The organism is Tardiphaga sp. P9-11, from assembly GCF_008329525.1.
In the GTDB taxonomy this organism is placed as follows: Bacteria; Pseudomonadota; Alphaproteobacteria; order Rhizobiales; family Xanthobacteraceae; genus Tardiphaga.
Window position 1 is genome coordinate 259,899 of the sequence record NZ_NPKQ01000004.1, and the last position, 25,621, is coordinate 285,519.

The window sequence follows — 25,621 nt, forward strand, 5'->3', positions numbered from 1 at the left end:
TGATATTGATTCACGGGCTTCGAGGGCGCCGGGTTACTCGGTCCGCGGTGGCGCCCGCGCAGAGGTCCTGCGGTGAACGAGGTGCGATTTCAGATCGCCGAGAAGCCGCCGTCGACAGACAACTCCAGCCCATTCACGAAGCTTGAATCGTCTGAAGCAAGAAACAGCGCGACCGCCGCAATTTCCTCAGGACGACCCATCGTTCCCCGCGGGATCAGGGATGCGAACATCTGCTTCGCTTCTTCAGTGAGAACCTGGTCCTGCATCGGTGTGGCGATCGGCCCGGGGTGCAGCACGTTCACCCGGATATTCCTGCTCTTGAGTTCGTTGAGCCATCCGCGTGCGAATGCGTGCAGCGTCGCCTTGCTCGCCGCATACACGCTGTAACCGGGAAAACCTTTGAGCGACGCAACCGACCCGGTCATGAAGATCGATCCGCCATCGTTGAACAGCGGTAACGCCTTCTGAACAGTAAAGAGCGTGCCGCGCGCGTTCAGGCCGAAGGTCGCATCGAAATGCTGCTCGGTAATTTCGCCCAGTGGGACGGCTTCGCCTGTGCCGGCGCTCGCGTACAGGATATCGATCTTGCCCTTGACCCGCTTGACCGTATCGAACAGGCGGTCGAGGTCGTCGAGATTGGCTGCGTCGCCGCGCACGCCGGTCACATTCCGGCCAATCAGCTTGATGGCCTCGTCGAGCGCCTCCTGCCTCCGGCCCGTGATGAACACATAGGCGCCTTCTTCAACGAACCGCTTGGCGCTCGCCAGCGCCATGCCGCTCGATCCACCCGTGATGACTGCAACCTTACCGTCAAGCTTTCCCATGTCTTCTCCTGTGTTGTCGGGACAGCATCTGCCTCCGAGAACTTCGAGATGGGACTGCCGGCGTCAGGTGGTGAGTGCGGAAGCGCGCACATCGGTGGTGCGAAATCGATCCGGCTGGGCGGCTGACGCCAGCCGCGACGATCGGTGTCCGCCGGTCGGAATTGGACCGCGTTCGTCGCCATAGGCTATGATGACAGCCCGTATTGCTGCACCATGTTTGGATACGGGCCTGGAAGGCGCACCGCGTGGTGCGAGATTGCACCATGATCGACTGGGATGACGTTCGCTACTTTCTGGCCGTGTCGCGCGGAGGCTCGGTGCGGGCTGCCGCCGAGCGCCTCGGTGTGAACCACGCGACCGTGCTGCGACGCATCGCCCAGCTTGAGGAACGCCTCGGGGTTCAGATGTTCGAAAAGCTGCCTTCGGGTTACCGCCTGACGGCTGCGGGCGAAGAGGTCCTGGAATTCGCGGACCAGATGGAGGCGTCGTCGCATCAGCTGGAGACGCGTGTCTTCGGCCGTGACCAGGGCGTGCGCGGGCGTCTGCGGGTAACGCTGGCGCCGCCCCTCGCGACACATCTGCTGATGCCGGACTTCGCCGATTTCGCGCGTCTGCATCCGGACATCGAGATGGACATTCTGTCGTTCGGCGAGCTGGCAAATCTGACCAACCGGGAGGCCGACGTGGCGATCCGTGTCGTCTACGACCGCAAAACCCTGCCGCTCAATCTTCACGGCCAGAAGGGACCGGAGGTGTTCGGCGGCGTCTACATGTCTTGCGATCGACTGGCCGCCTGGCGTGCGGGCACGGGTGATCCGATCCGGTGGATCGTCATCAGCATTCATGGAGTTCCGGATTGGGCGACTGAGGGTGAGGTTGGCGCCACGGGGGTTCCGTTCAGGACTACGGACGCCGCAGCGCAGATCGCCGCCGTCCGGCAAGGGCTCGGGATCACGACACTGCCGTGCTTCGTTGGCGATGCCGACCCTCTGCTGGTGAGGGTGCCGGGCACCGAGTTGCACATGTACGGAACGGTTTGGCTTCTTACACAGGGGGAGACACGCAAGACGAAGCGCGTACGGCTCTTCACCGAATTCGTATCCCGCAGGCTCGCCGCTTACGCTCCGCTTCTCGCGGGGCTGTCCGTATCGCGCGACTGACGCGTGGCAGGTCGCCCGCCACCAATTGGCTGATGGTGGCACGTAACGCCGACGCTTCGGAGAGCTTCTTTGCGACGGATCGGGTGAGAACCATCATTTCAGTGCGGCAAGCATGCCTGCGGTCATGTTTTGACCGTTGAAAGCTGAATTTAAACAACCATTTTTGCTGCAATACGGTATCTTGTCAGTCGGTCGCGATTGACGTACTCGAAGTCCGTACGTCCTTAGACCGATTAAAAATACCGGCTGGTGGCGCTGCGTTTCAGCGCCAACCACCTCAAGATGTTGGGATTGAGATGAGCCTTTACCTGGATTACCTGGCCGAGATCGAAAGCAGAAAAACTCAGGGGCTCGCTCCCAAGCCGATCGACGACGGCGGGCTGACCGCCGAAATCACTGCCATCATTCAGGATGCCGGCTCCGAACACCGGACCGATGCCCTCAAATTCTTCATCTACAACACGCTGCCGGGCACCACGAGCGCCGCGGGCGTCAAGGCTGCCTTCCTGAAGAAGATCATTCTGGGCGAGACGATCGTCCCGGAAATCACGCCCACTTTCGCGCTGGAACTGCTGTCGCACATGAAGGGCGGTCCCTCGATCGGGGTGCTGCTCGACATCGCGCTTGGCGATAACGCAGCCATCGCCGGCCCGGCGGGCGAGGTGCTCAAGACCCAGTTCTTCCTCTACGACGCCGACATGTTCCGGCTGCGCGATGCCTTCAAGGCGGGCAATGCGGTCGCCAAGGGCGTGCTCGAGAGCTATGCCAAGGCCGAATTCTTCACCAAGCTCCCGGACGTCGCGGACGAGATCAAGGTCGTGACCTACGTCGCCGCCGAAGGCGATATCTCGACCGATCTGCTGTCGCCCGGCAACCAGGCGCATTCACGTTCGGACCGTGAGCTGCACGGCCAGTGCATGATGACGCCGCAAGCGCAGCAGGAAATCGTGGCGCTGCAGAAGCAGCACCCGGACAAGCGCGTGATGATGATCGCCGAGAAGGGCACGATGGGCGTGGGCTCGTCGCGCATGTCGGGCGTCAACAACGTGGCGCTGTGGACCGGCAAGCAGGCCAGCCCCTATGTGCCCTTCGTCAACTTTGCGCCGATCGTCGCGGGCACCAACGGCATCTCGCCGATTTTTGCGACCACCGTCGACGTCACTGGCGGCGTCGGTGTCAATCTCAAGAACTGGGTCAAGAAACTCGACGCGGACGGCAAGCCAATCCTGAACAACGACGGCAACCCGGTCCTCGAGCAGAAATTTGCGGTCGATACCGGCACCGTCCTGACGCTCGATGCCAAGGGCAAGAAGCTGCGCGACGAAAACGGCAAGGAACTGGTCGACGTCGCTGCCGCCTTCACGCCGCAGAAGATGGAGTTCATGAAGGCCGGCAGCTCCTACGCCATCGTGTTCGGCAAGAAGCTGCAGACCTTCGCCGCCGAGACGCTGGGCGTCGAGCCGACCCCGGTGTTCGCGCCCAACAAGGAGATCTCGGTCGACGGCCAGGGCCTGACCGCGGTCGAGAAGATCTTCAACCGCAACGCCGTGGGCGTGCTCGGCGGCAAGGTGCTGCATGCGGGCTCGGACGTGCGCGTCAAGGTCAACATCGTCGGCTCGCAGGACACCACCGGTCTGATGACCGCGCAGGAGCTGGAAGCGATGGCGGCCACCGTCATCTCGCCGATCGTCGATGGCGCCTATCAGTCGGGCTGCCACACGGCATCGGTGTGGGACAAGAAGGCGCAGGTCAACATTCCGAAGCTGATGAGCTTCATGAACAATTTCGGTGTGATCACCGCGCGCGATCCCAAGGGCAGCTACCATGCGATGACCGACGTCATCCACAAGGTGCTGAACGACATCACCGTCGATGACTGGGCGATCATCATCGGCGGCGACAGCCACACGCGCATGTCCAAGGGCGTGGCCTTCGGTGCCGATTCCGGCACCGTGGCGCTGGCGCTGGCGACGGGCGAGGCGACGATGCCGATCCCGCAATCGGTCAAGGTGACGTTCAAGGGCGCGATGCAGCCGCATATGGACTTCCGCGACGTGGTCCATGCGACCCAGGCGCAGATGCTCAAGCAATGCGGCGACAACGTTTTCCAGGGCCGCATCATCGAGGTGCATCTCGGCACGCTGCTCGCCGACCAGGCCTTCACCTTCACCGACTGGACGGCCGAGATGAAGGCCAAGGCGTCGATCTGCATTTCGCAGGACGATACGCTGATCGAGTCGCTGGAGATCGCCAAATCGCGCATCCAGATCATGATCGACAAGGGCATGGAAAATGCGGCGGGCACGCTGAAGGGCCTGATCGCCAAAGCCGATGCACGCATCGCCGAAATCCGCTCGGGCGAGAAGCCGGCACTGACCCCCGACGCCAACGCGAAATATTTCGCCGAAGTCGTCGTCGATCTCGATATCATCGACGAGCCGATGATCGCCGATCCCGACGTCAACAACGCCGATGTGTCGCGCCGCTACACCCACGACACGATCCGTCCGATTTCCTATTACGGCGGCACCAAGAAGGTGGACCTCGGCTTCGTCGGCTCCTGCATGGTGCATAAAGGCGACATGAAGATCGTCGCCCAGATGCTCAAGAACATCGAGAAGTCCGAAGGCAAGGTCGCGTTCAACGCGCCGCTGGTCGTCGCAGCACCCACCTACAACATCATCGACGAGCTGAAGGCCGAGGGTGACTGGGAAATCCTGCAGAAGTATTCCGGCTTTGAATTCGACGATGTGAAGCCGAAGACCGCGAACCGCACCTCATACGAGAACATCCTGTATCTCGAGCGTCCGGGCTGCAATCTGTGCATGGGCAACCAGGAAAAAGCGGAGAAGGGCGACACGGTTCTTGCGACCTCGACCCGTCTGTTCCAAGGCCGCGTCGTGGAAGACACCGCCGAGAAGAAGGGTGAATCGCTGTTGGCCTCGACCCCGGTCGTGGTGCTGTCAGCAATCCTTGGCCGCACCCCGAGCGCCGAGGAATACAAGGCCGCCGTCGAAGGCATCGACCTGACCAAGTTCGCGCCGCCCAAAGCTGCGTCGATGGGGGCGTCCGTCTTTTACTAGGGCGGAGAACCAGATCTGATCAAATAGCGGCGTAGGCAGCTGAAAACCTGCCGCGCCGCGGGCGCTCTTTTGCGAGCGCTACCGCAGGACAAGACAATCACCTTCGACGACGGCTCGTTCCGCAACTTTCCCGAACTGCGTTAGGCCTGGAGCAATATCCGTCAGCTCCCCGCTTTCGATCCATTGCTGCCGTCTACAGGTCAGGCCACTCGAGGCTCGAGTGAGCCCAGAGCAGACTTTGTTAACCGGTCGGTGGCTTGCCGGCGAAGATCGCCAGTTGATCGGCGAAGGCGCGCTTGTAGGCGGGGCGCGCTTCGCCGCGGGCGATGTAGGCGCAGAGGTTTGGATAGTCCTCCAGTAGTCCTGATCCCTTCAATCTGCGCAGCACCGTCACCATCAGCAGGTCACCGGCGCTGAACCTGCCGTCGAACCAGTCGGCGTCGCCAAGGCGGATAGACAGATCTGCCAGGCGGGCGCGGACGCGATCGTCGAGGATCGGCAGGCGCGCCGCGTACCACGTCTTGTCGCTCTCCGTAAGCGTGGCGGCACTGCGTTCCACGATCGGCGGCTCCACGGTGCTGAGTGCGGCGAACATCCAGGCGATCGCGCGCGCTCGCGCATTCGCATCGTCTGGCAGCAGGCCCGGATAGCGCTCCGCGATATGGAAGACGATCGCCCCCGACTCGAACAGCATGAGATCCCCATCTTGGTAGGTCGGGATCTGCCCGAAGGGATGAAGCCTGCGATGTGCGGGGTCCTTCATCTCAGTGAACGAAAGCAGACGGACGTCGTAGGGCTGGCCCACTTCTTCGAGCGCCCAGCGAACGCCCATGTCACGCGCCAATCCCCTTCCGCGATCAGGAGACCGTTCAAAGGCGCTAATCGTGGGGGGCATTGTTTCTCTCCACCTGGGTGTTTCGCGTCCCCAGGACGAACGACTGGCGCGTTTCCCGACAACTGATTTCGATTTTGGCCACGGAATTTCGCGGGCCGAACCTGTCATCGGAGATCGCCGGACCACGGATATTCTTCGGAACTGGGAGCATTAGGCATTGAGCGAGCTGCCGAGCTTAGAGATGAAATCACGGAGCGTCACGACATGCGCCCCATCAATGCACCCCCGCTCAAACGCGGGATGCGCGCCATCCTCTCTGATGTTACGACCGATGAACACGTCCCCGGAGAATGTCTTGATGTCCGACGCGCCTGCATCCAACCCATTGCCCGCCACCGCCGCAGATACCGACCCGAATACGCTCGGCTGGATGCAGGGCTTTCCGCCATCGCCAGACAAGACGATCACTTTCCACGACGGCTCGTTCCGCAATTTCCCTGAACTGCGCTGGGCGTGGAGCAATATCCGCCAGCTGGTGCCGACGGTGAATGTCTGGCGCGGGGCAGGGCCTGCTTCGGTGTTGCCGCGCGCGGAGCGCGACATCGGCGGCATCGCTTCGACCACCATGGATGGCCGGCCGATGACCTTCGCAAAAATGTTCGACGAGACCTATGCCGACGGCATCGCGGTGCTGCACAAGGGCGAGCTGATTTACGAGCGCTATGCCGGCGCGCTGAAGCCGCACAAGCCACATATCGCGATGTCGGTGACCAAGTCCTTCACCGGCACGCTGGCCGGTATTCTGATCGCGGAGGGCAAGATCGATCCGCAGGCGCCGGTCACCGATTATGTGCCGGAGCTGAAGGCTAGCGCGTTCGGCGATGCGCGGGTGCTAGACGTCATGGATATGACCACGGGGCTTCTCTACACCGAGGTCTATACCGACAAGAATTCCGACGTGTGGGGGCTGCGACGCGCCAACGGCATGGCACCGATCCCGCCGGGTTATGACCGGCCGACCGACATCTTCAGCTTCCTCTGCACGCAGCAGAAGCAGGGCGAGCATGACAAGGCGTTCGCCTACAAGACCGTCAACACCGACGTGCTGGCCTGGATCATCCGGCGCGCCAGTGGCATGACGCTGTCCGATCTTCTGTCCGAGCGCATCTGGGCGCCGATGGGGGCGGAGGAGGACGCGCATTATCACGTCGATCGCATCGGCACCGAAAGCGGCGGCGGCGGACTGTCGACGACGCTGCGGGATCTCGCGCGCTTTGGCGAGGTGATGCGCAATCACGGGCGCTTCAACGGCCGCCAGATCGTGCCGTCGTCAGTGGTCGAGGACATCGAGCGCGGCGCTGATCCCGCAAAATTCAAACCGGCCGGCTACACCACACTGCCCGATGGCTCCTATCGTAATCAATGGTGGGTGACTCACAATGAACACGGCGCCTATATGGCGCGCGGCGTCTACGGGCAGGGGCTCTATATCGATCCGAAGGCCGAAATGGTGATCGCACGCTATGCGTCGCATCCGGTCGCCGGCAATGCTGCCAACGACCCGGTGACGCTGCCGGCCTATATGGCGCTGGCGAAAGAGCTGATGATCAGGGGCTCATGAAGGAAAAGATGATTGATGGGTTCCCCCCAAAAGGGAACCCGAACGGGAACCTAAGGGGGCGTCGGGCGTATTCTTCGCGGCCGACACATCCCGTCGGGGCCATGCGGACCTGACTGCAATGATCAAGCCTTTGCGCGTTGCCTCGTGGCTGCGCCATTTCTGCGTCGCTCTGATGCTTTGTTCGGCCGCCACCGTATCGTCGCTCAGCAGTGCTCAGGAAACGGCGACAGGCAGCCGCAGACCGGCCAGCGACAGCAGGATCAATCTCGATCCGCGCACCAATGGCGCAAATCTCGTCCACGGCAATTATTGCGGCTTGGGCAACCGGCCGGGCAAGTCGCCGATCGACGCGCTCGATGTCGCTTGCATGCATCATGACGCCTGCACGCCGCCAAGCGGCATTCCCGACTGTGACTGCAATATCCAGCTGCGCGAGGAGGCCGCCGCGGTGGCGCGTGACCCCAGACAACCCGCGGACGTGCAAATCATGGCATCGATGATCGAGTCCGCGGCAAGCGTGATGATCTGTAAGCCGATCATCAACAGGGCGGCGGCGCCTCCGGCTCCTGTTCCTGCGCGTCCGCGCAACGTACCCCCGGCCGACATCCCCACGGCCAACGTACCAGCGGCTAACGTACCCGCTGCTAGCACCCCGACGGCTACTGTCCCGACCACGGCCCCGGCGACGCCGGTGTCGATCGTGCCTCCAGCCGCTGCCCCCGCGGCTGCGGCGCCTGAAGCTGCGACCGCCGCACCGATGGACATTGCGCCTGCGGCGGTGGCTCCAGCCACAGAAGCTCCCGCCAACGGAGCTCCAGTGAATGACGCGCCTGTGTCCAGCGATCCTCTTCCGATAGCCCCGGCGCCGCGGGCTCCGTGATCGCCTTGAGCAGCGCTGGATCCGCGATCAGCTCTTGCACCTCCTGATTTTTCCGGCTCAATCGTCATAGTGATTTGCGCTTCGCCGTCGGCGAGGCCGATGGCGGAGCAGGGCGCGCATGAAGTTATCTGTCGCAAGTTTCGTGACACTCGCAGTCCTGCTGGGCTCGGCAGCGTTCGGCCCTGCGGCGATGGCCGCCGATCCGATCCGCGTTGGTGCGGTGCTGCCGTTTTCCGGCGGCGTCGAGCTGTATGGCCAACAAGCCAAGCTTGGGCTCGATCTTGCTGCCAGGGAGATCAATGCGGCGGGCGGCATTCTCGGCAGGCCGCTTGAGATCATCTATGTCGATGACAAGACCCGGCCGGCCTCCGCCGAGAGCGCGATGCGGTCGGTGATCGACAGCGGCGTCGTTGCGGTTGTGGGTCCTGTCACCTCGGCCAACTTCAATGCGGTCACGCCGCTGGCCGAGAGCACGAAGACGCCGCTGCTCTATGCAACGAATTTCGAAGGCGGCAAATGCAGCCGCTATGTGTTCTCGTTCAGCACGGTGCCGAACCAGGATCTCGGCCAGTTGCTGCCCTACATGAACGAGGCTGTCGGCAATACCTATTTCCTGCTCGGCGCCGATCGGGTCTGGCCGCACCAGATGTTCGATATCGCCAGGCCGCTGATCGCGAAGCTCGGCGGCACCATCGTCGGCACGCAATACACGCAGGGGACCGAGACGGACTTCACGCCGCTGATCAAGCAGGTGGCGGCGGTCAAACCGAAGGTGCTGCTGTTCGCGCTGAAGGGCGACGGCATGGATTTCATCCGGCAGGCCGATGATCAGGGCTTGTTCAAGGATACCACGGTGGCTTTTCTGGGATTATCAGAGATCGACCTCGGCATATTCAAGGGCAAGGGCCAGAACATGATCACGGTTGTGCCGTCGCTGGCGACCAGCGATGCACCGGAGATGAAGGCATTCGTCGCTAAAGTGCGCGCTGCAGCTGGAAACGACGTGCTGGTGTCGAACTATGTCATGACCCACTACAACACGCTGATCGCGCTCAAGGCTTCGATCGAGAAGGCGGGCAAGGTCGACAAGGAGGCCATCGTCGATGCGCTGGCCGGCCTCACTGTCCCGTCACCGACCGGACCTGTCACCATCGACGCGAACCACTATGCGACCATGAACATGTTCATCGCCAGGACGCAGGGAAGCGAACTCGTCCCTGTCCGCGCGCTGGGTACGATTGCGCCGCAACCCGGCTGCACAATGGCCACTCGTTGATCGCAGAGGCGTGACGGCAAGGAGCTGGCGCGCGCCGTGCGAGATTGCTTAAGTCGGCATCGACACAATTCTAGATAAGCGAAGAGGACGTCGAATGGCACGTGTGCGCTGTATCACCGAGATGGGCATGGGCGTCGACGTCCATGGCCGCGACGCCACCAAGGCTGCGAAGCGCGCGGTGTCGGACGCGATCCGCCATTCCAGCGTCGGCTTCTTTCGGATGGTCGGCAAGACGCCGCATGACATGTTTGTCGATGTGACAGTCGCTGTGCCGAATCCGGACGACGTCGACACGGCGGCCGTCGCCAAGGAATTGCCCTACGGTACAGTGACCGTGACGGCCGTCAGAGGCGGCCTCGACATTCCCGCCGAGAGCGGCGGCGACGGTATCCTCATTGCCAATGCGGCGGTGCTGGTGAGCCTCGACGACGGCAAGTAGATCAGTCGCCTCGGACGAGGCCGCACCACGATCTCAAGGATTCTCTTCCATCCATTTTGCACTTGACCAATCCATAGCTCGCTGGTTATTGATTTGATCCGATAACTGGCGAGTTATAAATGGCGCCGAACACCTTTGACTTGCTCCTCAAGACACTCGCCGATCCGACCCGGCGTGCGATCTTCGAGCGGCTCTGCCGCGACGGAGAGCAAACCGTCGCGGCGCTGACCGCGCGGGCCGGAGTTTCGCAGCCGGCGGTCTCCAAGCATCTCGGCGTGCTGAAGCAGGCCGGTTTGGTGCTCGATCGCCATAGCGGCCGTCAGACACATTATCGATCGCAACCGGCGGCGCTGGCGCCACTGCTCGACTGGACCAGCCAGATGGCCGGGTTCTGGGAGAGCCGGTTCGACGATCTCGAACAACTACTGAAGAGGATGGACAATTGACCGATACAGCATCCGAAACACGTTCTGTCGTTATCGAGCGGGAGTTCGGCCACGCACCGGAGAAGCTCTGGCGTGCGCTGACCCAACCGCATCTGATCGCCGAGTGGCTGATGAAGAACGATTTCCAGCCCGTCATTGACCATCGTTTTGATCTGAGTGCGAACTGGGGCGAGGTCGCCTGTCGGGTCACGGAAGTCGAGCCGAACCAAAAGCTCGCTTACACATGGGAGGCCCTGGGTCTCGAGAGTGTCGTGACCTGGACGCTTACGCCTTCGAACAACGGGACGCTGCTGCGGATGGAGCAGATCGGCTTCCGGCCGGATCAGGAGCAGGCCTACCAGGGCGCAAAGTTCGGATGGCCGCGATTCCTGGCGTCGATGGAGCAGCTTCTGGCGCGACTGGACTGAATTCGGCCGACACAGAATTTCACGCCACTTCCGCATTGCACTGAGGGGCACCTCAACATGAGCCTATGGATCAGATACGCACACCGCTGGCTATCGCTGGTCTTTACCGTGACGGTCATCGCCAATTTCGCTGTCCGCGGATTTGGCGAGCCGCCAGACTGGGTGACCTTCTCGCCGTTGCCACCGCTGTTTCTGTTGATGTTCAGCGGTCTTTATATGTTCGTGCTGCCCTATGCCGCAAAGTGGCGTAGAGCAACGCAGGGCAGTGGACGGATGAACGCGTGAATTGGAATGCGCATGGATATTTTTGATCGTCTCAAATCAGCTGCGGCCGAAGACTGGTCCAGCTATGTCGATCATAGTTTCGTCCGCCAGCTCGGCGCCGGCACGCTGTCGGAGCCGGCGTTTCGCACTTACCTGGTGCAGGACTATCTGTTTCTGATCCAGTTCGCGCGTGCTTATGCGTTGGCGACCTACAAGAGCCGCACGCTCGATGACATGAAGGCGGCGCAAGGCGGGCTGGTGTCGGTCCTTGGCGAGATGGAATTGCATGTGAAACTGTGCGGGCGCTGGGGTCTGTCGCCGGCCGACATCGAGGCCGCGCCCGAGTTGCAGGCCACAGTTGCCTATACGCGCTTCGTGCTGGACTGCGGCGCCGCCGGCGATCTGCTCGACCTCCATGTGGCGCTGGCGCCGTGCGTGATCGGTTATGCCGAGATCGGCCGCAAGCTGGCGCCGGGTGGTGTCGACGCGCTCGGCGATCATCCCTACCGCGAATGGATCGGCGAATATGCCGGCGACGCCTATCAGGATATCGCCGTCAAGGCGCGTCGCCATCTCGACGATCTCGCCGCCCGCGCGATGACCGAGCGGCGCTTTACGGAGCTCGCAAAATTGTTCGGCCAGGCGTCGCGGCTGGAAGCTGACTTCTGGCAGATGGGACTGGACGCGCGCTAGCGTGCGGCGGTGAGGGCAGAGCATGGCACCCGTCAAGGTCGATCCCGCGAATGTGCGTGAATTCAAGACATCCGACGCTTTCTATAAATGGCTCGGCAAGAACCACGACAGGGCCGACGAGGTCTGGATCAAGATTCACAAACTGAAATCTGGTCTCGTATCGATCACGCCGAAGGAGGCGATCGATGTCGTGCTGTGCTGGGGCTGGATCGACGGCATCCGCAAAGGATTAGACGAGACGAGCTTTCTGCAGCGCTATTCGCCGCGCGGCAAAAGGAGCGTTTGGAGCAAGATCAATGTCGACAATATTGCGCGGCTCGTCGAGGAGGAGCGCATGACCGAGCATGGCCTTGTCCATGTTGAGGCGGCGAGAGCCGACGGCCGTTGGGACCGCGCCTATCGCGTCAAGGCGTCGGAGCTTCCCGCTGACCTGCAGGCGGCGATCGACGCCGAGCCAAAAGCGAAAGCGATGCTGGCGAAACTCAGCGCGCAGAACCGCTTCGCTTTGGCGTTCCGGGTGAACAATCTGAAGACTGAGGCCGGCCGCAAGAAGAGGATCGCGTCCTTCGTGGACATGCTCAGGAAGGGCGAGACGATCCATCCGCAGGGGAAGAAGTGAGCCGCGACGGGACGCGGCTCATGCGATCGATCACTTCCGCTTCGGCCGCCTGATCGCGCGGACTTTGCCACTCTTGCCGCCGCCGGCGAAGAACTGATCGGCGCCGTCGGATTCCAGGCCCGACACGCCGGTGTCTGCTGGTAGTTGAAGCCGCTCCAGCGCTTCGCCCGTCTGCGGATCGATACGGCGCACATCGCTCTCGTCGTTTTCCCAGGTGCCGTGCCAGAGTTCACCATCGACCCAGGTGACGCCGGTGACGAAGCGGTTGCTCTCGATGGTGCGCAGAATCTTGCCCGTTTCGGGATCGATCTGGTGAATCTTGCGCTCGCGATACTGCCCCACCCACAGCGCGCCTTCGGCCCAGGCCATGCCGGAGTCGCCGCCGCCGCCGGGTGCCGGGATGGTGTTCAGCACGCGGCCGGTTTGTGGATCGATTTTCTGGATACGGTTCTCGGCAATCTGAAACAGATGCTTGCCGTCGAAGGCGGTACCGGCATGAGCGGCAACGTCGATGACGCGCACCGTCTTGCCGCTTCCGGGATCGAGTGCGTTGAGCTTGTCGCCAGAGGCGAACCAGACGTGCTGGCCGTCATAGGTGACGCCATGCACGCCGTCGACGCCCTCGAAGGGGCCATATTCGCGGATGATTTCGGCCGCTGAGTTGGTCATGTAACTCTCCCTGATGATGTGACGATGACCCTAGTGATCTGGCAACGGCGGCGGGAGTAACAACATCGTCGCGAGTCCCGGTAGCGACGGCGACATCCAGCGCCGTGCGCGCCCACGGCCGAACGGTTGTACCTTGTTAGTGGCGGCCAGTTCGTCGAGTGCCCGCTGAACGCTGCGCTGGCTGGTGTCGAGCGCCAACGCCAATGCCGAACTCGACCATGCTTCTCCGTCGGCAAGAAGTGCGAGCACCGCGGCGTGTTCTTCCTCGACGGGCCGCGCTAGTACGATTACCTCGTGACCGCGTAGCGGTGCCAGCGCAAAACCGGGTCTGGTCGCGTTCACCTCGGCCAGCGGCGCAAGCAGTTTGCGTAAGCGTCCCATCTCGACGCGGAGCCGCGCACGGTGCGAGTCATCGGCGTGTCTGGCGCGGAATGCGCGGGCCAGCAGCGTTTCGCGCGAGACGTCTGCGGGCCAAGCTTCGCCAAGCGCGCGGACGAGCGAGAACAGGACGGGCCGGGTGGCCAGCGACAGCTCTGTCTTCTGGCAGCGGATGACATGCCGGCACGCATCGATGACGATGGCTTTCGAATTCTGCAGGGCTTCGACATCGTCGAGCAGCAGCATGCGTTCGCCGCCGCGTGCGATCAGCCGCGCAGCGGGGGCGTCGAGAAGCCGGTACGCAGCGTCGACCTCGGCAGTGAGTGCCGAGATTGCAGCCAGCTTGGCCGCACGCTGTGCGTCGGCAAGGGCGGCGCGAGACTTTTTTGCTTGCAGGCGACGCATCGCGATGCCGGCGACGACCAACGCATGCGCCGTGCGCAAGGCGGGTGGCAGAGGCCTGGGATCGAGCGCGTCGAGCTTGCGCTCGGCTTCGTCGAGACGTCCGATGAGCAGAAGGCGCCTGACATCGAGATAGCCGCCATAGGCTGCATTCACTCGGTCGCCGTGGGCGTCGAGTGTTAGCCGTGCGGCGTCAAGCGCCTTGCTGGGCCAGGCCAGATCGCGCGAGACGAGCGCAATCTCGGCCTCGGCGACGATGCACCGCGCACGCGCCACAGGTTCCTTCGTACCGAAGGCGCGCGCGGCCCGTTTCACGAGATCCTTCGCGCGTGCGAAATCGCCGAGCTGGGCCATTGCAATGCCGCGCAGCGCAAGCGCCGGTGCGTCGTCGCGCAAAGCGATGTGCTTCAATGCACGAAGTGGATCACCCGCCGCGAGCGCACGACCTGCAGCGGTGATCAGGGAGTCCATCTGAGTCCCGCCACACTTGTCATTTGCACCCGTCCATTGCCGGGTCCCAATCTACCTCACGACGACCAACCGGCAAGTCGTGTTCGAACCGCACGGCGATGGAGAGCACGAGGAGAGAAAGGCAAAGACGACACAGATGAAACCGCAGGCTGGGACACCGCGCATCCGGACATGCTCCTGAAAAGAAAAGGGAGCAAAGCACTTGGATCCCACGCGTCCGCTTGAGATGATCTGCACAGCGCTTACGCCTTAAGCGCGATTCATTTCGTACTTAGATAACGCCGATGCTCCGACACCAATCTGCAAGCACTGCCTCAATCGCGGCGTCAGGATCGGTGTCGCGCTTGAACGCCCACCAGATGAGGGCTCCTTGCCATATGCTGGCCATCTGCCATCCCATCCGCTCGGCATGAGCAGGCTGGTTCGTTAGCCGCCTGCCCAACGCCGTGGCCAGATAGGCGCCCCACGCAGCGCCCCGCGCCCGCAGCGTTGGATTTCGAATATCCTCTCGCAGCAAAAGGAACCCGTCGGTCATGTTGTAGTTGGCCCCGCTGCCGGGCATCAACCGCAACAGCATCGAGATAGCTCCGGTCGGGTCGACCGGAGCTTCCGCATCCGCTGCTGCGGTAATTGCGTCGAGGCGATCCCAAGCGTGTAACAAAACCGCTTCGATCATGGCCCCGCGAGTCCCGAAACGCTGTACTAACGTTGCAGCAGACAATCCCACGGCGGCTGACGCCTTCGCGAACGACAGTCCCTCAGGCCCCGCTTTCTCCAGCGCGGCCAATAGTTTGTCGAGCGCTGCGCTATCCGAAATCGTCTTGCTTCGACCCATGATTCTATTTATAAATGATCGTTCGTTTATAATCAAGAAAGAGTGTCATCGATGGCCAGAATTCTGGGATATATCGCAACCAGTCTCGACGGATTTATAGCCACCGAAGGCGACAGCCTGGACTGGCTATTCGAGTACAATGATCTTGACCTCGGCGAATACGATTACCGGAATTTTATCAAGCGCATAGAGACAATTGTCATGGGCCGGGGCACTTATGACTTTCTCGCCAGGGACAATTCTCCCTGGGCTTACGGCGAACAGCGCGTGCTGGTCGTTACTTCAAAGCCAATTCCGAATACAAAGGGGCATCTGGAAACACGCCGCGATGTCGACGATCTCATTGCGGAGTTGCGAGGCCTCAGCGATGGGGACGTGTGGGTTCTCGGCGGCGGCCGATTGCAGATGGCCTTCATCGAACGATGTGCTCTGGACGCAATCGAAATCTATGTGATGCCAGAACTCATAGGCGCCGGACGACCACTTTTTCCCCCTACAGGTTTTCGAACGAGACTGCGGCTGCTTCAAGCGAACGCGCTAGGCCGGAGTTGCGTCCGCCTTCACTACGCCTTCGACCATTCTCCTCAAGGCAAAAATCCAGTGTGACGCGATACGATTTGAAGGCGTGTCCGACCTGGCCCTTGATCTCCGTCGTCTCAAATAGGCTCTGCGTGTCGCAGAGGCGTGGCCGTGGGCGCTAGCAATCAACGTGGCATATGCCTGTAACCGTAATCAGGGAGCCCAGCTGAATCCCGCCACACTTGTCACTCCCACCCGTCCATTGCCGGATCCTAATCTACCTCACGACGATTAACCGGCAAGCCGTGTCGGCAACGCATGACGATGGACGAAAATGGAGAAGACCATGACGGCACCGATGAAAACACCACCGATCGTGTCACCGCAGGCATGGGAGTCCGCGCGCGCGGACATGCTCGTGAAGGAGAAGACCGTGATGCGCGCGCGCGATGCATTGGCTGCCGAGCGACGGCGGATGCCGTGGATGGAAGTGGAGAAGACCTATACATTCGAGGGACCTGATGGAACGGCAAGCCTGCGTGACCTGTTCGACGGTCGCCGCCAGTTGATCGTTTACCGCGCCTTCTTCGAGCCCGGCGTGTTCGGCTGGCCGGATCATGCCTGCCGCGGCTGTTCGCTGGGCGCCGATCAGGTCGGCCATCTCGCGCATCTGAATGCCCGCGATACCACGCTGGTCTATACCTCGCGGGCACCGCAGGCCGACATCGCGCGCCTGAAGACGCGGATGGGCTGGGAGATGCCCTGGTATACGATCACGGACAGTTTCGATGCCGACTTCGGCGTCGACGAGTGGCACGGCCACAACGTGTTCTTCCGCGACGGCGACCGCGTGTTTCGCACCTATCTCATCAACAGTCGTGGCGACGAGGCGATGGGAACCGTCTGGAGTTATCTCGACGCGACGCCGCTCGGCCGCCAGGAGATCTGGGAGGATTCGCCCGAAGGCTACCCTCAGACGCCGACCTACAAATGGTGGAACTGGCACGACAACTATGTCGCTGGCGCTGCACCCGACAAGAAATGGGTCGAGGTGTCGGCTGCCGGCGAGGCGACATTCCGGAAGACCGATGAGTAGGGCCATCGACGACGTCGATCGTGCGAAGGCCTATCGCTGGAAAATGGGTAGCCTAGTGCCGGCCGCCGATTGGCTATGCCTTGCGGCCGCACCGGCTTTCGCACTGATGGCACTGCTGACGGGGGTTCTCGATGACGGTTCGTCGGATCTGCTCTGTTCGACGTCGCGCGCATCGCCGTTAACCGGGATGGCGGCGATGTATGCTCTGATGGGCCTGTTCCATATCGCACCCTGGCTCAGGCTGATGTCGGGCCGACGCCGTCAATCGCAGTGGCGGACGTAACGGTTGTCGCGCGCTTCAGGCGCGCGATAACTTCTCGAACCGCTTGATCAGCCGCTCGCGCTTGAGGCGCGACAGGCGCTGAATCCAGAAGATGCCGTTGAGTTGGTCGACCTCGTGTTGATGGCAGACCGCGCGCAGGCCGACGGACTCTTCGTCCTGCACGTTGCCGTCGAGATCCTGATAGCTGATCCGGACGCGCGCGTGGCGCTGGATGTCGTCATTCACACCGGGCATCGAGACGCTGCCTTCCTGATGCATGATCAGTTCGGACGAAGCCCATGTGATCTCCGGATTCACATAGGTCTTGGCGCCATCGCCGAGATCGAGCACGACGACGCGTAGCAGCACGCCGATATGCGACGCGGTGATGCCGATGCCCGGTGCGGCATGCATGGTGTCGCGGAGATCGTCGCTGAGGGCGCGCAGTGCATCGTCGAACATCGTGACGGGCGTGGCTGGCTGCGCGAGACGCGGATCGGGATAACGGACGAGAGGACGGACCGTCATTCCGGCAGCCCCGCGGCTTTCAGCGCGGCGGCGTAGGTCTTCGCCATGGACTCGACGGGGACGGGGATGCGCGCAAAGAAAGCGGAGACTGTCAGCTCCGGTTCGATAGTGAGCAGTTCTTCGACCACCTGCGCGGCGCGTTCGTGCTCGCCGGTTTTGACGAGCGCCACGGCGAGCGCGCGGAGTGCGACGGCGAAGCGGCGGTTCTGCAGCAGCGCCTTGTCTGCCCAGTTGATCGCTTCGGGATAGTTCTCGTCGACGATCGCGGCGATGGCCAGCGCACCGGAGACGAACCAGCCGTGCGGATCCAGCGGGTTCAAACGTCGTGCGCGATCGAGCAGAGCGCGACCGGCCTGCTGCTGGCCACGCATGGTCTCGATCCACCCGGCCAGTGCGAGTGCAGTGGCGGAGTTTGGATTGATGGCGAGGGAGCGGCTGAACAGCTCAATGGCCGCATCCTTCGCCGTCTGCGTCTCTGCCAGATTCCAGATCGCGAAGGCAGCCATCCAGAGGATCTGCGGATCGTTTGGCGCGCGCTCGATGGCGCGATGCGCAAGGGCCAGGCCTTCGCTGCGATGGGTGTCGCCCTGGCTGATCCAGCCCTGGAAGTGCCGCTGCGCATGGCAATAAGCGGCAGCCGCCATCGCCGGCGCATAGGCCGGATCGAACGCAAGCGCCTGATGCAGGCAATCCAGCGCAGCCGCCATGCTCTCCGGTGTGAAATCATGTTCGAAGCCGGAGGCGCGCAGCAACAGATCATAGGCGTCGGGCTTGCTCGGCCGGCTGTGCTTGCGTCGTTCGATCTCCGCAATGCGCAATGTCGGCTCGATGGTCGAAACGGCGCGTTCGGTGATGCGGTCCTGGAGGTCGAACACGTCGTGGCGCTCGCCGTCGAAACGATCGGCCCACAGATGCGCGCCGGAGCGGGCGTCGATCAATTGCGCGATGATGCGCAACCGCTCGCCGGCGCGGCGGACGCTGCCTTCGAGCACGTAATTGACGCCGAGCGTGCGGCCGACCTCGCGGATATCGACCGGCTTGTTCTTGTAGGTGAAGGACGAGTTGCGCGCGATCACGAAGAGCCCGCTGCAGCGGGACAGCGCGGTGATGATTTCCTCGGCGATACCATCGCCGAAATAATCTTGCTCGGGGTCGGCGCTCATATTGGTGAAGGGCAGCACCGCGATCGACAGCCCTTCGGGATCGGCAGTAGCGGGCAGAAGTCCCGTTGCGGGCGCCGTCACCACGAGCGGAGAGGGGCTGTCGGTCTGTTCGATGACCTCGCCGACGAAGCGAAACCCCTTCCGCGGTAAGGTGCGGATCAGCCGCTGCTGCTCGCCATTGTCGCCGATGGCGGTACGGGCCGCGTTGACCCGGCTGCTGAGCGTCGCCTCGGACACGATGCGGCCGTGCCAGACTTCGGCCAGCAGATCGTCGCGGCTGACGACCTTGTCTCGCGTCCGGATGAGGAATTCCAGCACATCGAACACCTGCGGTTCCATCGCCACCGTGTCCGTGCCCCGCCGCAGCTCCCGCCGGTCAGTGTCGAGGGCGAATTCGTCGAACCGGAACAGCAAGGTCGGGGTCCATTTCCTGCAGATAGGTCAAGGCGTTGCGCCAGAGCCGTCCCCTAGCACACCCCGTCTCAACGATAAATCATGGCCTTCTCAAGGGAAAATCTGAGAATCCTTCAAGCGGACGCCGCCATGCCGCGGCATGGTCCGCACATCGACGGCCGCAGCCGTCATTGCCCGGAGGACCTGCACCATGACGAATGACAAGCGCGATACCAGCCATTTCAACCGCCGCAGCCTGTTGGGCGCGGCGCTCATGGGGATCGCCGCGGCCCAGTTCGGCGCCATCAGCCCGGCGGCGGCGCAGGCCGCCAAGGCCGGCAAGCAGCTCCCGGCCGTCAAGCGCGGCACGCATACGTCGTTCAAGCCGCTGAAGCAGATCAATGCTGGCGACCTCAGCGTCGCCTATGCCGAGGACGGCCCGGCCAACGGCCCCGTTGTGCTGCTGCTGCACGGCTGGCCCTATGACATCTACAGCTATGTGGATGTCGCGCCGCTGCTGGCCTCCTCCGGCTACCGCGTCATCATCCCGTATCTGCGCGGCTATGGCGGGACGCGCTTCCTGTCCGACGCGACGGTGCGCAATGGCCAGCCAGCAGCGCTGGCCACTGACATCGTCGCGTTCATGGACGCACTGAAGATCGAGAAGGCAGTGGTTGGCGGCTATGACTGGGGTGGCCGCACGGCCGACATTCTTGCTGCGATCTGGCCGGAGCGCGTCAAGGCGCTGGTCGCTGTCAGCGGCTATCTGATCGGCAGCCAGGAAGGCAACCGCATGCCGCTGCCGCCGAAGGCTGAACTGGAATGGTGGTACCAGTTCTACTTCACCACGGAGCGTGGCCGGCTGGGCTATGACAAGTACCGGCACGACTTCGCCAAGCTGATCTGGAAGCTGGCTTCGCCGAAGTGGAACTTCGACGACGCCACCTATGACCGCTCGGCCAAGGCGTTCGAGAATCCCGATCACGTCGCCATTACCATCCACAACTATCGCTGGCGGCTCGAACTCGCCCAGGGCGAGGCGAAATATGATGAGCTGGAGAAGCGGCTGGCGCAGGGGCCGGTGATCTCGGTGCCGACCATCACCATGGAAGGCGACGCCAATGGCGCGCCGCATCCCGATCCCAAGGCCTATGCGAGGAAGTTCATCGGCAAGTACGAGCATCGCACAGTGAATGGTGGCATCGGTCACAACCTGCCGCAGGAAGCACCGCGTGAATTCGCCCAGGCCATCATCGATGCCGACGCGATGGCGCGCTAAGGGAGACGCGCGATGCGATGGATTCTGGTAGCAAGCCTCGCCGCAGGCGTGGTGTCATCCGCTGTGGCGGCGGCCTTTGCCGCCAACATGGTCAATCCCGCCAACCTGTCGCCGATCTACGGCGTCGGGCTTCCCGATGGCTACCGCAAATGGGAGCTGATCGCGCCGGCGCAGGAGGCCGAGCCTCTGAATGAATTGCGCGCCGTGGTCGGCAACGACATCGCCGTCAAAGCCTATCGGGACGGCCAGCTGCCGTTTCCCGATGGCACGGTGCTGGTGAAACTCGCCTGGAAGCACACTCAGTCGCCTGAATTCGAATCCGCCTCGATCCCCGGTGCCGCCACAACGGTTCAGGTGATGGTGAAGGATTCGAAGAAGTATGCCGCGTCAGGCGGTTGGGGCTTCGGTCGCTTCATTGATGGGAAGCCGGTCGATCAGGCGCAGCACGAGACGTGTTTCGCGTGTCATGAAGCGCGCGTGAAGGGCCGGGACTATGTGTTCACGAAGTGGGCGCCGTAAGCGTCCATATCAGGACGCGCCGACCTCGCTCATGAAGGCGGTGAGGAAAGCCTCGGTCCGCGCGTGGCGTTGCTGCGCCATGCGTCGGCCGGTGACAGTGTTGAAGCCGTCCGCGAGCGTCAGCAGTTTCGCCGGCAGATGGTCGATTGCATAATTGCGGTCGTCGAGGGGACGATGCCGGGCGGCGGGGTCTTCGGGATCGTACAGAAAGGACTGCATCCGCCCGGCGGTGTAGAAACAGCGTGCGATGCCGATCGCGCCGATGGCATCCAGCCGGTCGGCATCCTGCAAGATCCGCGCTTCGATCGTTTCCGGCGTGATTTTCGCCGAAAAACTGTGGGCTGTGATGGCATGGGCAACGCGATCCAGCTGCTCGGTCGTCCAGCCCAGCGGCGCCAGCAGGATCACGGCATGTTCGGCGGCGAGGCGCGAGGCACTGGCTCGGAGCGGCGAGCTCTTCTCAACGGCAACGCAGTCGCGCAGCAGCGTCGCTGCCGCGAGAATCTCGGCATCGCCGCCTTCGATTTTCTGAATGGCGCGGACATTGGACCAGACACGTGCCAGATGCGCGACGTCATGCGATCCGTCATCGGTCTTGACGTGATGCAGAAGCGAAGAGGCAAGCGTTTCGAACGGAGCGAAGGCTGTGGCGATACCGGTGATCTCAGTCATGGCGTCGTTGTTAGAGGGACCGGACGATTTTGCCAACGCCACAAGCGCGCCGCAGTTCGCGATTAGTCAGCCGCCATCGTCATTTCAACAGGATGTGTGCTTCGATGGATTTCGCCCAGGTGACAACGCCGCTTCGCTTTGTTTTCCGGGAGAATTTCGTCCATGCCTGTGCATATCACTGTATCCGATCTGTCCTTCGCGACGCCTGACGGCCGCTCGCTTTTTGCGAACCTGAATCTCGGTTTTGGCGCCGAGCGCGCCGGGCTTGTGGGCCGTAACGGCATCGGAAAATCCACGCTTCTTAAACTGATATCCGGCGATCTCGTGCCTCATCGGGGCGGCGTGAGCGTCCACGGCCGGCTGGCGGTGCTGCGGCAAGCGCTGCAGCTTTATCCTGGTGAGACGGTGGCCGACCTGTTTGGCGTCACTGATGCGCTCGAACTGCTCGCTCGTGCCGAAGCCGGTACGGCCACGGCCGAAGAGCTTGAGCTGGCGGACTGGGATATTGAAACGCGGATGGCCCGATCTCTTGGGCGGGTTAGGCTGGATGTGCGCCATGACGCGCCGCTGTCAGCGCTCTCCGGCGGCCAACGGACACGCGCCGCACTGGCGGCGCTGGTCTTCGCCTCGCCGGATCTCCTGCTGCTGGATGAACCGACCAACAATCTTGACCGCGACGGCCGACGCGCGGTCATCGATCTGCTGGCGGGCTGGCGCGAGAGTGCCATTGTCGTCAGCCATGATCGCGAATTGCTCGACACGATGGATGCCATCGTCGAGCTGACTTCACTCGGTGCCACGCGCTATGGCGGCAACTGGACGCATTATCGTAAACGTAAGACGCGCGAGCTTGCGGCTGCAGAGTATCAACTCGTCGATGCAGAGAAGCGCATGGACGCACTTGCGCGGCAGGCGCAAGCGACGGCGGAGCGTCAGGCGCGTCGGGATCAGGCAGGACAAAAGAAGGGCGCCAAAGGCGATTTGCCACGGATCGCGCTCGGCGGCCTGAAGGATCGCAGCGAAGACACGGGCGGCGCGCATGCGCGGCTTGCCGAGCGCCGGCAGGCTCAGGCGCAGGACGCGCTGGCCGCCGCGCGCGAGCGCATCGAAATTCTGCAGCCACTCTCGGTCGCCGTTCCATCAACCGGACTTCCGGCGCACAGGGCGGTCTTGCAGCTTAATGATGTCAGTTTCGGCTATGCGGCAGATGCGCCGATCATCCGCAATCTGTCGTTCGCGATTAACGGGCCGGAACGGATTGCGGTAACCGGTTCGAACGGCTCCGGCAAGACGACGCTGCTGGGCCTCATCACCGGCGCATTCGAGCCCATCAGCGGCGTCGTGCGAGTGTTGGTCGACTTCGCCATGCTCGACCAGCAGGTCAGTTTGCTCGACCCGTCGCAGACGATCCGCGATAATTTCCGGCGGCTCCATCCGCTGGCTGACGAGAATGCCTGCCGCGCGGCGCTGGCGCGTTTCATGTTTCGTGCCGATGCCGCGCTGCAGATGGTCGGCATACTGAGCGGAGGGCAGATGCTGCGCACCGGTCTCGCCTGCGTGATGGGCGGCCCGTCGCGGCCGCAGCTTCTGATCCTCGACGAGCCGACTAATCATCTCGACGTCGATTCCATCGAGGCTGTGGAAGCGGGCCTGCGGGCCTATGACGGTGCGCTCGTGATCGTCAGCCACGACGAGACGTTTCTGGAGAATGTCGGGATCACACGGCGACTGGAATTATAGCTGATGGCGTTTCGGTGTCGCGTGGCTATCGCTTCAGCAGCTCATACACCACGGGATCATCCGCACAGGCCTTGAAGCCGCATTCGAGCAAGGTCGAGGCGACGTTCGCGACCGTCAGGCCGATCACGAGCCAGACGGCAACATGCGCGATCACGTCGGGCGCGGAGTAAGCAGCGGGATCCTTCTCGAATTGCTCGTCGAGCAGCAGCACCAGCGATAACAGAACGATGGCCGCGATGAAGCCGATCAGTGCCCAGGTGTAATAGTGATAGCCGAACAGCGCAGTGCCGAAGCCGGGATCGCCGGGCGTGATGTGCAGCAGCACCTGCCGCGTCGAGACGGCGGCGCCGACCACGGCCGCGAGCAGCGACAGCGCATAGTGGCTGGGACGCGGGCCGAAGCGGATGTTGAGGATCGGACCGATAGCGAGCAGCGCGAACATGATCCGCTGCAGCAGACATAGCGGGCAGGGCAGTTCGCCCAGGATGAACTGCGCGGCAAAAGCGGCCGCGAGCAGCGCCGCGAGGGCGTAGAGTGCGAGGACGTTGAGGGCGATGGCGCGTTGCGAGGTCATGATGGTCTCAGAACGACAGCTTGAGCGCGTCAGTGGCGTGGTGCAGGAAGGTCGCGACGCAGCCGATCAACACTGCGGCAAACAGCGACAGTGCGAGCGTGCGGCTGCCATACCATGCGACCAGCATCGCGACGACGATCGCCAGAAAGAGGGCGGTGAATTCCATGGTGGCTCCGGCGCTGACTGCGTTCGGTACCTTACGTCAGATTCGCAGACGACATGTCGCGTGTCATCTTCGTCAGTCGACGGTCTCTGTCGCGGTCGCGCCTGTCTTGCCGGTGTAGTTGGCCACGGCATCGCGAAAGGCATGGACCTCGCTGTTCAGGGCGATCAACCGTTCCGGCGTCATGCCGGCCGCGGCGAACAACGTCTCGCCAAGGCAGCGGGATTTTTCGCGCAGAACCATGCCTTTGGCAGTGAGGCTGACAACGACCTGCCGCTCATCGTCCGGATTGCGCTTGCGCGCAACGAAGCCGGCCTGTTCGAGCCGCTTCACCAGCGGCGTGACTGTGCTCGATTCCAGTGCCAGCCGGTCGGCGATGCCGCCGACGCTCTGTGCACCGCCCTCCCACAATGTGCTCAGCACGAGATATTGCGGGTAGGTGATCTCGAGCGCGTCGAGCAGCGGCTTGTAGGCCCGGCCGATGGCCATGCTGGCGCTGTAGAGCGAAAAACAGAGCTGGTGATCCAGCGGAATGTCGGCGGGCACCATGGCAATTCTCCTCACGTCAATATCACAATAATGTATATCGCGATAAATAAAACTGGACAAGGCATCCTGCTCGCGTCAAGAAGATTATCGCGATATTAATTATCGTAATATGTAATATGGCCAAAGCGTTCCCGCCATCCCGGTGAGGGGCGCCCGGTCACAGATCTGATGGAGACCAGCATGGCCGCCCCACAGGGAACCGCCAGCCTGCAGGCTTTGGATACGGGCGGTCTCGCCCGCTATTACCTCATTCGCGGCATCGTCGCGGCGGCCTGGGTGGCAGCTGCCGCCACTGTCGGCGTGTCATCCGCGGGAGCGGCCGCCATCCTGCTGGTCAGCTATCCCGCCTGGGATGCGCTGGCGAACTGGTTCGATGCCAACGGGAGTGGCGGGCTGCTGGCCAATCCCTCGCAGGCGCTGAATGTGGGCGTGAGCGTCGTTGCGGCGCTGGCGGTGGCCTTCGCCTTGCGCACCGGCATGAATGCCGTGCTGGCAGTTTTCGGCATTTGGGCTGCGCTGGCGGGTCTCGCACAACTCGTGACGGGCGTGCGGCGCTGGCGCGCATTTGGCGCGCAATGGGCGATGATCCTGAGCGGCGCGCAGTCGACCGCGGCCGGCCTGTTTTTTATCAAGCAGGCGGGCGGCGCCACGGTGCCGACGATTGTGGACATCGCACCCTATGCCGGCTTCGGCGCGTTCTATTTTCTGGTGTCCGCGCTGTGGCTGATATTCGCGAACCGCAGACGCGCGGCCTGATCTCGCAGGCATGCCAGTGATGCCCGCTCGGCATCACCAGCCGCCTCTGTGGATGATACCCAGTTTGCTGTCAGGCGAAGCCGTTTGATCTGCTAGTCAGATTGGA

General features: G+C 62.6%; 29 protein-coding genes. 18 read left to right on the top strand and 11 right to left on the bottom strand.

Features of this window, described 5'->3' with window-relative positions; all coding sequences use genetic code 11:
- Window positions 1–89: 89 nt before the first annotated feature.
- Window positions 90–824 carry an SDR family NAD(P)-dependent oxidoreductase gene (locus tag CIW50_RS16600; RefSeq protein WP_149532316.1) on the bottom strand — a complete coding sequence of 245 codons (735 nt, stop codon included), beginning with the start codon at window positions 822–824 and terminating at the stop codon, window positions 90–92.
- Window positions 825–1,087: 263 nt separating this feature from the next.
- Between CIW50_RS16600 and CIW50_RS16605 the strand changes: the two genes are divergently transcribed.
- Window positions 1,088–1,984: a LysR family transcriptional regulator gene (locus CIW50_RS16605; protein ID WP_149532317.1), complete on the top strand. Its 897-nt coding sequence runs from the start codon at window positions 1,088–1,090 to the stop codon at window positions 1,982–1,984.
- A 296-nt stretch (window positions 1,985–2,280) separates the two neighbouring features.
- Window positions 2,281–5,067 carry a bifunctional aconitate hydratase 2/2-methylisocitrate dehydratase gene (locus CIW50_RS16610; RefSeq protein ID WP_149532318.1) on the top strand — a complete coding sequence of 929 codons (2,787 nt, stop codon included), beginning with the start codon at window positions 2,281–2,283 and terminating at the stop codon, window positions 5,065–5,067.
- Between the two features lie 241 nt (window positions 5,068–5,308).
- Here CIW50_RS16610 and CIW50_RS16615 read toward each other — a convergent pair whose 3' ends face one another.
- Window positions 5,309–5,962, bottom strand: coding sequence for a glutathione S-transferase family protein (locus tag CIW50_RS16615; protein WP_149532319.1), 654 nt, complete (start codon window positions 5,960–5,962; stop codon window positions 5,309–5,311).
- Window positions 5,963–6,260: 298 nt separating this feature from the next.
- Here CIW50_RS16615 and CIW50_RS16620 point away from each other — a divergent pair, with 298 nt between their 5' ends.
- The 9 genes from CIW50_RS16620 (at window position 6,261) to CIW50_RS16660 (ending at window position 12,547) form a co-directional block, all read left to right on the top strand.
- Window positions 6,261–7,523 carry a serine hydrolase domain-containing protein gene (locus CIW50_RS16620; protein WP_149532320.1) on the top strand — a complete coding sequence of 421 codons (1,263 nt, stop codon included), beginning with the start codon at window positions 6,261–6,263 and terminating at the stop codon, window positions 7,521–7,523.
- Between the two features lie 118 nt (window positions 7,524–7,641).
- Window positions 7,642–8,403 carry a phospholipase A2 family protein gene (locus CIW50_RS29355; protein WP_197738376.1) on the top strand — a complete coding sequence of 254 codons (762 nt, stop codon included), beginning with the start codon at window positions 7,642–7,644 and terminating at the stop codon, window positions 8,401–8,403.
- Window positions 8,404–8,521: 118 nt separating this feature from the next.
- Complete coding sequence (locus CIW50_RS16630; protein ID WP_149532321.1) at window positions 8,522–9,679, top strand: substrate-binding protein; 1,158 nt, start codon at window positions 8,522–8,524, stop codon at window positions 9,677–9,679.
- 94 nt (window positions 9,680–9,773) lie between these two features.
- Window positions 9,774–10,118: a Lin0512 family protein gene (locus CIW50_RS16635; RefSeq protein ID WP_149532322.1), complete on the top strand. Its 345-nt coding sequence runs from the start codon at window positions 9,774–9,776 to the stop codon at window positions 10,116–10,118.
- Window positions 10,119–10,237: 119 nt separating this feature from the next.
- On the top strand, window positions 10,238–10,564 hold the full coding sequence (locus CIW50_RS16640; protein ID WP_149532323.1) for an ArsR/SmtB family transcription factor: 327 nt from the start codon (window positions 10,238–10,240) through the stop codon (window positions 10,562–10,564).
- Window positions 10,561–10,971 carry an SRPBCC family protein gene (locus CIW50_RS16645; RefSeq protein ID WP_149532324.1) on the top strand — a complete coding sequence of 137 codons (411 nt, stop codon included), beginning with the start codon at window positions 10,561–10,563 and terminating at the stop codon, window positions 10,969–10,971. The genes CIW50_RS16640 and CIW50_RS16645 overlap by 4 nt, the downstream gene beginning before the upstream one ends.
- A 57-nt stretch (window positions 10,972–11,028) precedes the next feature.
- Window positions 11,029–11,256: a hypothetical protein gene (locus tag CIW50_RS16650; RefSeq protein WP_149532325.1), complete on the top strand. Its 228-nt coding sequence runs from the start codon at window positions 11,029–11,031 to the stop codon at window positions 11,254–11,256.
- A 12-nt stretch (window positions 11,257–11,268) separates the two neighbouring features.
- Window positions 11,269–11,928, top strand: coding sequence for a TenA family protein (locus tag CIW50_RS16655; protein ID WP_172980355.1), 660 nt, complete (start codon window positions 11,269–11,271; stop codon window positions 11,926–11,928).
- Window positions 11,929–11,950: 22 nt separating this feature from the next.
- Complete coding sequence (locus CIW50_RS16660) at window positions 11,951–12,547, top strand: YdeI/OmpD-associated family protein (RefSeq protein ID WP_149532327.1); 597 nt, start codon at window positions 11,951–11,953, stop codon at window positions 12,545–12,547.
- A 30-nt stretch (window positions 12,548–12,577) separates the two neighbouring features.
- Here CIW50_RS16660 and CIW50_RS16665 read toward each other — a convergent pair whose 3' ends face one another.
- The 3 genes from CIW50_RS16665 to CIW50_RS16675 all read right to left on the bottom strand — a co-directional run bounded on the left by CIW50_RS16665 (window position 12,578) and on the right by CIW50_RS16675 (window position 15,302).
- A complete protein-coding gene (locus CIW50_RS16665; RefSeq protein ID WP_149532328.1) occupies window positions 12,578–13,216 on the bottom strand; it encodes a Vgb family protein in 639 nt (212 codons plus the stop codon).
- A gap of 30 nt (window positions 13,217–13,246) precedes the next feature.
- Window positions 13,247–14,467, bottom strand: a complete 1,221-nt coding sequence (locus CIW50_RS16670) for a winged helix-turn-helix domain-containing protein (protein ID WP_149532329.1) — start codon at window positions 14,465–14,467, stop codon at window positions 13,247–13,249.
- A 271-nt stretch (window positions 14,468–14,738) separates the two neighbouring features.
- Window positions 14,739–15,302 (bottom strand): TetR/AcrR family transcriptional regulator, encoded by a 564-nt coding sequence (locus CIW50_RS16675; RefSeq protein ID WP_149532330.1) that lies wholly within the window; start codon window positions 15,300–15,302, stop codon window positions 14,739–14,741.
- Between the two features lie 51 nt (window positions 15,303–15,353).
- On the opposite strand from CIW50_RS16675, the gene CIW50_RS16680 reads away from it, so the two are divergent.
- The 3 genes from CIW50_RS16680 to CIW50_RS16690 all read left to right on the top strand — a co-directional run bounded on the left by CIW50_RS16680 (window position 15,354) and on the right by CIW50_RS16690 (window position 17,200).
- Complete coding sequence (locus CIW50_RS16680) at window positions 15,354–15,908, top strand: dihydrofolate reductase family protein (RefSeq protein ID WP_149532331.1); 555 nt, start codon at window positions 15,354–15,356, stop codon at window positions 15,906–15,908.
- Between the two features lie 259 nt (window positions 15,909–16,167).
- Window positions 16,168–16,917, top strand: coding sequence for a DUF899 domain-containing protein (locus tag CIW50_RS16685; RefSeq protein WP_149532332.1), 750 nt, complete (start codon window positions 16,168–16,170; stop codon window positions 16,915–16,917).
- A gap of 43 nt (window positions 16,918–16,960) precedes the next feature.
- The gene (locus CIW50_RS16690; protein WP_149532516.1) at window positions 16,961–17,200 is read left to right on the top strand and encodes a hypothetical protein; all 240 of its coding nucleotides are present in this window, start codon (window positions 16,961–16,963) and stop codon (window positions 17,198–17,200) included.
- A gap of 15 nt (window positions 17,201–17,215) precedes the next feature.
- On the opposite strand, the gene CIW50_RS16695 is transcribed toward CIW50_RS16690, so the two are convergent.
- Together CIW50_RS16695 and CIW50_RS16700 are read right to left on the bottom strand one after the other, a co-directional pair.
- The gene (locus CIW50_RS16695; protein ID WP_149532333.1) at window positions 17,216–17,707 is read right to left on the bottom strand and encodes a peptide deformylase; all 492 of its coding nucleotides are present in this window, start codon (window positions 17,705–17,707) and stop codon (window positions 17,216–17,218) included.
- The gene (locus tag CIW50_RS16700; RefSeq protein WP_149532334.1) at window positions 17,704–19,284 is read right to left on the bottom strand and encodes a winged helix-turn-helix domain-containing tetratricopeptide repeat protein; all 1,581 of its coding nucleotides are present in this window, start codon (window positions 19,282–19,284) and stop codon (window positions 17,704–17,706) included. Before CIW50_RS16700 ends, CIW50_RS16695 begins: the two co-directional genes overlap by 4 nt.
- A 190-nt stretch (window positions 19,285–19,474) precedes the next feature.
- Here CIW50_RS16700 and CIW50_RS16705 point away from each other — a divergent pair, with 190 nt between their 5' ends.
- Window positions 19,475–20,542: an alpha/beta fold hydrolase gene (locus CIW50_RS16705; RefSeq protein WP_149532335.1), complete on the top strand. Its 1,068-nt coding sequence runs from the start codon at window positions 19,475–19,477 to the stop codon at window positions 20,540–20,542.
- A gap of 87 nt (window positions 20,543–20,629) precedes the next feature.
- Entirely contained in the window at window positions 20,630–21,061 is a 432-nt protein-coding gene (locus tag CIW50_RS16710; protein ID WP_246664327.1) for a cytochrome P460 family protein, read from the top strand.
- 9 nt (window positions 21,062–21,070) lie between these two features.
- Here CIW50_RS16710 and CIW50_RS16715 read toward each other — a convergent pair whose 3' ends face one another.
- Window positions 21,071–21,733, bottom strand: a complete 663-nt coding sequence (locus CIW50_RS16715; RefSeq protein WP_149532337.1) for an HD domain-containing protein — start codon at window positions 21,731–21,733, stop codon at window positions 21,071–21,073.
- Window positions 21,734–21,895: 162 nt separating this feature from the next.
- On the opposite strand from CIW50_RS16715, the gene CIW50_RS16720 reads away from it, so the two are divergent.
- Complete coding sequence (locus CIW50_RS16720; protein ID WP_149532338.1) at window positions 21,896–23,473, top strand: ABC-F family ATP-binding cassette domain-containing protein; 1,578 nt, start codon at window positions 21,896–21,898, stop codon at window positions 23,471–23,473.
- A gap of 25 nt (window positions 23,474–23,498) precedes the next feature.
- Here the strand turns inward: CIW50_RS16720 and CIW50_RS16725 are convergent, their stop codons facing one another.
- The 3 genes from CIW50_RS16725 to CIW50_RS16730 form a co-directional block, all read right to left on the bottom strand.
- Window positions 23,499–24,047, bottom strand: coding sequence for a disulfide bond formation protein B (locus tag CIW50_RS16725; protein ID WP_149532339.1), 549 nt, complete (start codon window positions 24,045–24,047; stop codon window positions 23,499–23,501).
- Between the two features lie 7 nt (window positions 24,048–24,054).
- A complete protein-coding gene (locus tag CIW50_RS29080; protein WP_172980356.1) occupies window positions 24,055–24,213 on the bottom strand; it encodes a DUF5993 family protein in 159 nt (52 codons plus the stop codon).
- A 72-nt stretch (window positions 24,214–24,285) separates the two neighbouring features.
- Window positions 24,286–24,759: a MarR family winged helix-turn-helix transcriptional regulator gene (locus tag CIW50_RS16730; RefSeq protein WP_149532340.1), complete on the bottom strand. Its 474-nt coding sequence runs from the start codon at window positions 24,757–24,759 to the stop codon at window positions 24,286–24,288.
- A 180-nt stretch (window positions 24,760–24,939) separates the two neighbouring features.
- On the opposite strand from CIW50_RS16730, the gene CIW50_RS16735 reads away from it, so the two are divergent.
- Window positions 24,940–25,515, top strand: coding sequence for a DUF308 domain-containing protein (locus CIW50_RS16735; protein ID WP_149532341.1), 576 nt, complete (start codon window positions 24,940–24,942; stop codon window positions 25,513–25,515).
- Window positions 25,516–25,621: the final 106 nt, after the last annotated feature.

Coding starts and splice junctions, on each gene's coding strand:
- CIW50_RS16600 (WP_149532316.1), bottom strand. CDS start 824: ATGGGAAAGCTTGACGGTAAGGTTGCAGTCATCACGGGTGGATCGAGC.
- CIW50_RS16605 (WP_149532317.1), top strand. CDS start 1,088: ATGATCGACTGGGATGACGTTCGCTACTTTCTGGCCGTGTCGCGCGGA.
- CIW50_RS16610 (WP_149532318.1), top strand. CDS start 2,281: ATGAGCCTTTACCTGGATTACCTGGCCGAGATCGAAAGCAGAAAAACT.
- CIW50_RS16615 (WP_149532319.1), bottom strand. CDS start 5,962: ATGCCCCCCACGATTAGCGCCTTTGAACGGTCTCCTGATCGCGGAAGG.
- CIW50_RS16620 (WP_149532320.1), top strand. CDS start 6,261: ATGTCCGACGCGCCTGCATCCAACCCATTGCCCGCCACCGCCGCAGAT.
- CIW50_RS29355 (WP_197738376.1), top strand. CDS start 7,642: ATGATCAAGCCTTTGCGCGTTGCCTCGTGGCTGCGCCATTTCTGCGTC.
- CIW50_RS16630 (WP_149532321.1), top strand. CDS start 8,522: ATGAAGTTATCTGTCGCAAGTTTCGTGACACTCGCAGTCCTGCTGGGC.
- CIW50_RS16635 (WP_149532322.1), top strand. CDS start 9,774: ATGGCACGTGTGCGCTGTATCACCGAGATGGGCATGGGCGTCGACGTC.
- CIW50_RS16640 (WP_149532323.1), top strand. CDS start 10,238: ATGGCGCCGAACACCTTTGACTTGCTCCTCAAGACACTCGCCGATCCG.
- CIW50_RS16650 (WP_149532325.1), top strand. CDS start 11,029: ATGAGCCTATGGATCAGATACGCACACCGCTGGCTATCGCTGGTCTTT.
- CIW50_RS16655 (WP_172980355.1), top strand. CDS start 11,269: ATGGATATTTTTGATCGTCTCAAATCAGCTGCGGCCGAAGACTGGTCC.
- CIW50_RS16660 (WP_149532327.1), top strand. CDS start 11,951: ATGGCACCCGTCAAGGTCGATCCCGCGAATGTGCGTGAATTCAAGACA.
- CIW50_RS16665 (WP_149532328.1), bottom strand. CDS start 13,216: ATGACCAACTCAGCGGCCGAAATCATCCGCGAATATGGCCCCTTCGAG.
- CIW50_RS16670 (WP_149532329.1), bottom strand. CDS start 14,467: ATGGACTCCCTGATCACCGCTGCAGGTCGTGCGCTCGCGGCGGGTGAT.
- CIW50_RS16675 (WP_149532330.1), bottom strand. CDS start 15,302: ATGGGTCGAAGCAAGACGATTTCGGATAGCGCAGCGCTCGACAAACTA.
- CIW50_RS16680 (WP_149532331.1), top strand. CDS start 15,354: ATGGCCAGAATTCTGGGATATATCGCAACCAGTCTCGACGGATTTATA.
- CIW50_RS16685 (WP_149532332.1), top strand. CDS start 16,168: ATGACGGCACCGATGAAAACACCACCGATCGTGTCACCGCAGGCATGG.
- CIW50_RS16690 (WP_149532516.1), top strand. CDS start 16,961: ATGGGTAGCCTAGTGCCGGCCGCCGATTGGCTATGCCTTGCGGCCGCA.
- CIW50_RS16695 (WP_149532333.1), bottom strand. CDS start 17,707: ATGACGGTCCGTCCTCTCGTCCGTTATCCCGATCCGCGTCTCGCGCAG.
- CIW50_RS16705 (WP_149532335.1), top strand. CDS start 19,475: ATGACGAATGACAAGCGCGATACCAGCCATTTCAACCGCCGCAGCCTG.
- CIW50_RS16710 (WP_246664327.1), top strand. CDS start 20,630: ATGGTCAATCCCGCCAACCTGTCGCCGATCTACGGCGTCGGGCTTCCC.
- CIW50_RS16715 (WP_149532337.1), bottom strand. CDS start 21,733: ATGACTGAGATCACCGGTATCGCCACAGCCTTCGCTCCGTTCGAAACG.
- CIW50_RS16720 (WP_149532338.1), top strand. CDS start 21,896: ATGCCTGTGCATATCACTGTATCCGATCTGTCCTTCGCGACGCCTGAC.
- CIW50_RS16725 (WP_149532339.1), bottom strand. CDS start 24,047: ATGACCTCGCAACGCGCCATCGCCCTCAACGTCCTCGCACTCTACGCC.
- CIW50_RS29080 (WP_172980356.1), bottom strand. CDS start 24,213: ATGGAATTCACCGCCCTCTTTCTGGCGATCGTCGTCGCGATGCTGGTC.
- CIW50_RS16730 (WP_149532340.1), bottom strand. CDS start 24,759: ATGGTGCCCGCCGACATTCCGCTGGATCACCAGCTCTGTTTTTCGCTC.
- CIW50_RS16735 (WP_149532341.1), top strand. CDS start 24,940: ATGGCCGCCCCACAGGGAACCGCCAGCCTGCAGGCTTTGGATACGGGC.